This is a genomic window from Thermodesulfobacteriota bacterium (assembly GCA_036482575.1).
In the GTDB taxonomy this organism is placed as follows: domain Bacteria; phylum Desulfobacterota; class GWC2-55-46; order GWC2-55-46; family JAUVFY01; genus JAZGJJ01.
In genome coordinates, this window is sequence record JAZGJJ010000129.1 from 1 (window position 1) to 4,710 (window position 4,710).

Sequence of the window (4,710 nt, forward strand, 5' to 3'; positions counted from 1 at the left end):
GTCGAGATGGCAAGGGGAGGGCTTTTATAACGATGCTCCTTATGATAGACAACTACGACTCCTTCACCTACAACCTGGTCCAGTACTTCATGGAGCTCGGCTCGGAGGTCGTGGTCCACAGGAACGACGCCATAACGGTGGACGAGATAGAACCCCTCGCCCCGGAGAGGATAGTCATCTCCCCGGGCCCGTGCGACCCGACAAAGGCGGGTATATCGGTAGAGGTGATAAGGCATTTCGCCGGGAAGCTGCCGCTTCTCGGTGTGTGTCTCGGCCATCAGGCGCTCGGCTACGCGTTCGGCGCGGAGGTCGTAAGGGCCGACCGCCTGATGCACGGGAAGACCTCAATGGTCCACCACGACGGCAAGACCATATTTAGCGGCATCGAAAATCCCTTCGAGGCCAACCGCTACCATTCGCTCATCTTAAAGAAGGACACGATCCCGGACTGCTTCGAGATAAGCGCTTGGACCGATACCGATGAGGTGATGGGCATACGGCACAAAGAGCATACGTTAGAGGGGGTCCAGTTCCACCCCGAGTCGATACTCACCGGCGAGGGAAAAAATATATTGAGAAACTTCCTCGACTTAACGGTATAATAGAAGGTCTGGAGGATGTCATGATAAAAGAAGCCATTTCAAAGGTCGTCAAGGGCGCGGACCTCACCGAGGACGAGATGATGCGCGTGATGAACGAGATAATGGGCGGCGAGGCGAGCCCCGCGCAGATTGCGTCCTTCATAACCGCCTTGAGGATGAAGGGCGAGACCTGCGAGGAGATAACAGGGGCCGCAAAGGTGATGCGGGAGAAGTCGGCGCCGGTGGCAGTCCCGCCGGGAGAGGTCGTGGACACCTGCGGCACGGGCGGGGACGAGTCCATGACGTTCAACATCTCGACCTGCGCGGCGTTTGTTGTGGCAGGCTGCGCCGTAACCGTCGCCAAGCACGGCAACCGCTCGGTCTCGTCCAAGAGCGGCTCGGCCGACGTCCTGAGGGCCCTGGGGGTCAATATAGAGGTCGAGGTGACACGGGTGGAGGAGTGCCTCCGGGAAGTCGGTATAGGCTTTCTCTTCGCCCCTATGCTCCACCCCGCGATGAAGCACGCAGCACCGGTAAGGCGGGAGATCGGCATAAGGACCATATTTAACATCCTCGGCCCTCTCACCAACCCGGCGGGCGCGAAGTGTCAGGTGCTCGGCGTCTACGACCCGATGCTCACCGACATGCTGGCCAAGGTGCTCGCCAACCTCGGCTCCACCCATGCCTTCGTCGTACGCGGCGAGGACGGCCTCGACGAGATAACGCTAACCGGAGAGACCAGGGTAAGCGAGCTAAAGGACGGCATGGTCGAGACCTACCACGTAAGTCCGGAGGAGTTCGGAGTCGAGAGATGCTCCCCCGACGAGCTCAAGGGAGGAGATCCGGAGGAGAACGCGGCCATCATACTCGATATACTCAAGGGCAAGAAAGGTCCGCAGAGGGACGTGGTCCTTATAAATGCCGCCCCGGCCATAGTTGCGGCAGGTAAGGCGAGCTCTCTCGAAGAGGGGATAGCAATCGCGCACGGCTCGGTGGACTCGGGCGAGGCGTTAAAGAAGCTCGAAGGCCTCAAAGAGGTAACCAACAGATGATACTCGACGAGATACTAAGGGATAAGAGGGCCGAGCTATCTTCCCTGATAAGCGGACACGGCGTCGAGTCGCTGCCCGAGGAGTTGAAGCAGAAGGTCGAGAGCCCGCAGCCGGTGAGGGACTTTTACGCGGCCATGAAGGGCGAGGGGGTGAGGGTGATCGCCGAGGTCAAGAAGGCCTCGCCGTCCAAGGGGGTCATAAGGGAGGAGTTCGACCCTGTTGCGATAGCCAGGGCCTACGAGCAGAGCGGGGCCGCCGCCATATCGGTCTTGACCGAGGGAAAATACTTCATGGGGAGCATCGCGGACCTCATACGGGTAAAGGAAGCGGTAAAAGTGCCGGTCCTGAGGAAGGACTTTATCTTCGACGACTATCAGGTCATGGAATCCAAGGCCATTGGCGCGGACTGCATACTCCTTATAGCAGCCATCCTCGAGGAGGACCGGTTGAAGGAACTCCTCACGTTGACCCACTTAATGGGCATGTCCGCCATAGTGGAGGTCCACGCCGAGGACGAGCTCTACCGTGCCGTCGGGTCCGGCGCGAGGCTCATAGGCATAAACAACCGCGACCTCCAGAGTTTTAAGACCGACATCGAGACCACCAAAAGGCTCGCCCGGTTTGTCCCGAAGGACAGGGTGGTGATAAGCGAGAGCGGCATAAATTCGGCCGAGGACATACGCGTATTGACCGAGGCCGGGGCCGGGGCGTTCCTCGTGGGAGAGGCGCTCTTGAGGGAACAGGACGTCGGGGGAAAACTGCGGGAGCTTGCCGGAATTGCCTAAGGTCAAGATATGCGGCATAACCGACCCGGATGACGCGCTCCACGCCGCCGACTGCGGCGCCGATGCCCTGGGCTTCATCTTCTGGAAGGGGAGTCCGAGATATGTCGAGCCGGCCGTTGCCGCTCGGATAGTCGGCGACCTCCCGCCCTTCGTAACGACAGTCGGGGTCTTCGTAAACGAGGCCCCAGGCGAGATAAGGCGGGTAAGGGGGGAGGTGGGGCTGGACGTGGTTCAGCTCCACGGCGAGGAGACGCCGGAGTTATGCGGCTCGCTCGGCGGAAGGGTCATAAAGGCCTTCCGTATAAAAGAGGGTAAGGACGTGGAGGCCGCCAAGGCCTACCGCGCTTCGGCATATCTGCTCGATACCTTTAAAGACGGGGTACAGGGAGGCACCGGGGAGACCTTCGACTGGGACGCGGCGGTCGAGGCGAAGAAGTTCGGGAGGGTCATACTCTCGGGAGGGCTTACCCCGGATAACGTGGCGGATGCGATAAGGCACGTACGGCCCTACGCGGTGGACGTCGGCTCCGGGGTGGAGAAGGGGCCGGGTAGGAAGGACCGCGACAAAGTTTCGAAGTTCATAGAAGAGGTGAAGAAGGCGTGAGAGTGAAAAAGATGCCCGACAGCAGAGGACACTTCGGCGAGTACGGGGGGAGGTATATCTCCGAGACCCTTATGCCCGCCGTGATCGAGCTCGAAAAGGCCTACTCGAAGTTCAAGAACGATAAGGCTTTTAAGGCCGAGTTCGACCGCTATCTTAAGGAGTACGCCGGAAGGCCCACCGCCCTCTACTTTGCCGAGAGGCTGACCGAGAAGGCCGGGGGCGCCAGGATATACCTTAAGCGGGAGGACCTGTGCCACACCGGCGCGCACAAGATAAACAACACCATCGGGCAGGTGCTGCTGGCGAGGAGGATGGGCAAGAAGCGCATCATAGCCGAGACCGGGGCGGGCCAGCACGGCGTGGCAACGGCCACCGTGGCCGCCATGTTCGGGCTCCCATGCGAGATATACATGGGAGAAGAGGATATCGAGCGCCAGAAACCGAACGTCTTCAGGATGAAGCTCCTCGGCGCTAAGGTCAACCCGGTCTCCTCGGGGAGCCGCACCCTGAAGGACGCCATGAACGAGGCGCTCCGCGACTGGGTCACGAACGTCTACAACACCTTTTATATAATCGGGAGCGTGGCAGGGCCGCACCCCTACCCGGTCATGGTGAGGGACTTTCAGTCCGTTATCGGGAAGGAGACAAGGCGCGAGATATTGAAGAGAGAGGGCAGGCTGCCGGACCTCCTCGTTGCGTGCGTCGGCGGGGGCAGCAACGCCATGGGCCTCTTCCATCCTTTCTTAAGCGATAAGAAGGTAAAGATGGCGGGGGTCGAGGCAGGCGGGCTCGGGCTTCGGACGGGCAGGCACGCCGCCAGCATCTGCGGCGGCAAGGTCGGCGTGCTCCACGGGAGCAAGAGCTACCTGCTGCAGGACCGCTTCGGCCAGATAAAGCATACCCATTCGGTCTCCGCGGGGCTCGACTACCCGGGCGTCGGTCCGGAGCACTCGTTCCTCCATGACTCCGGCAGGGTCGACTATACGACCGTTACCGACGGCGAGGCCTTAAAGGCCTTCGAACTGCTTTCCCGCATTGAGGGAATAATACCGGCACTTGAGAGTTCGCACGCCGTCGCCTACGGTATGAAGGCGGCAGGGAAGCTAAGGCGCGGCGCCATAGTAATAGTAAACCTTTCGGGCAGGGGAGACAAGGACCTCGATACCGCGTCGAAGGCGCTGGGGCACGAGCTATGAAAAAAGGCGAACACAGGCTTAAAAGGGTCTTTCAGGAACTCAAGAGCCGCGGCGAGAAGGCATTAGTCGTCTTCATAACGGCCGGGGACCCGGACCTCCGCACGACGAAGAAGATACTCGTCGAGATAGAGCGCGGCGGCGCGGATATAATAGAGCTCGGCATCCCGTTCTCCGACCCCATGGCCGACGGCCCCACCATACAGGCCTCTTCCGAGAGGGCGATAAAGCGCGGTACCACGCTCGGCTCGGTCCTCGACCTCGTAAGGGACGTAAGGAAGAGGAGCGAGATACCGATAGTCCTCTTCGGCTACTATAACCCCATATTCGCCTTCGGGCCGAGGCGCTTCGCCAGAGAGGCCAGGAGGGCCGGCGTAGACGGAGTGCTCGTCGTGGACCTTCCGCCGGAGGAGGCCGGGGAGCTCAAAACCGAGCTCGATAAGGTCGGTATCGACCTCATATACCTCCTTACCCCCACGAGCGACGCCGGGAGGA

General features: G+C 60.5%; 6 protein-coding genes. All 6 read left to right on the forward strand.

What is annotated here, in order from left to right; genetic code table 11:
* Positions 1-32: 32 nt before the first annotated feature.
* Positions 33-602 carry an aminodeoxychorismate/anthranilate synthase component II gene (locus V3W31_05740; protein MEE9614443.1) on the forward strand — a complete coding sequence of 190 codons (570 nt, stop codon included), beginning with the start codon at positions 33-35 and terminating at the stop codon, positions 600-602.
* A gap of 20 nt (positions 603-622) precedes the next feature.
* Entirely contained in the window at positions 623-1,633 is a 1,011-nt protein-coding gene (gene trpD, locus V3W31_05745; GenBank protein ID MEE9614444.1) for an anthranilate phosphoribosyltransferase, read from the forward strand.
* The gene (gene trpC / locus V3W31_05750; GenBank protein ID MEE9614445.1) at positions 1,630-2,418 is read left to right on the forward strand and encodes an indole-3-glycerol phosphate synthase TrpC; all 789 of its coding nucleotides are present in this window, start codon (positions 1,630-1,632) and stop codon (positions 2,416-2,418) included. The genes trpD and trpC overlap by 4 nt, the downstream gene beginning before the upstream one ends.
* Positions 2,411-3,022, forward strand: a complete 612-nt coding sequence (locus tag V3W31_05755; protein MEE9614446.1) for a phosphoribosylanthranilate isomerase — start codon at positions 2,411-2,413, stop codon at positions 3,020-3,022. Before trpC ends, V3W31_05755 begins: the two co-directional genes overlap by 8 nt.
* An 11-nt stretch (positions 3,023-3,033) precedes the next feature.
* Positions 3,034-4,218 carry a tryptophan synthase subunit beta gene (trpB, locus tag V3W31_05760; GenBank protein MEE9614447.1) on the forward strand — a complete coding sequence of 395 codons (1,185 nt, stop codon included), beginning with the start codon at positions 3,034-3,036 and terminating at the stop codon, positions 4,216-4,218.
* Positions 4,215-4,710 (forward strand): tryptophan synthase subunit alpha (gene trpA / locus V3W31_05765; GenBank protein MEE9614448.1); only part of this gene is annotated, 496 nt, incomplete at its 3' end. The genes trpB and trpA, both read left to right, overlap by 4 nt.

Bases quoted from the DNA above. Each gene is read 5' to 3' on its own strand.
- V3W31_05740 (MEE9614443.1), top strand. From the start codon at position 33: ATGCTCCTTATGATAGACAACTACGACTCCTTCACCTACAACCTGGTC.
- trpD (MEE9614444.1), top strand. From the start codon at position 623: ATGATAAAAGAAGCCATTTCAAAGGTCGTCAAGGGCGCGGACCTCACC.
- trpC (MEE9614445.1), top strand. From the start codon at position 1,630: ATGATACTCGACGAGATACTAAGGGATAAGAGGGCCGAGCTATCTTCC.
- trpB (MEE9614447.1), top strand. From the start codon at position 3,034: ATGCCCGACAGCAGAGGACACTTCGGCGAGTACGGGGGGAGGTATATC.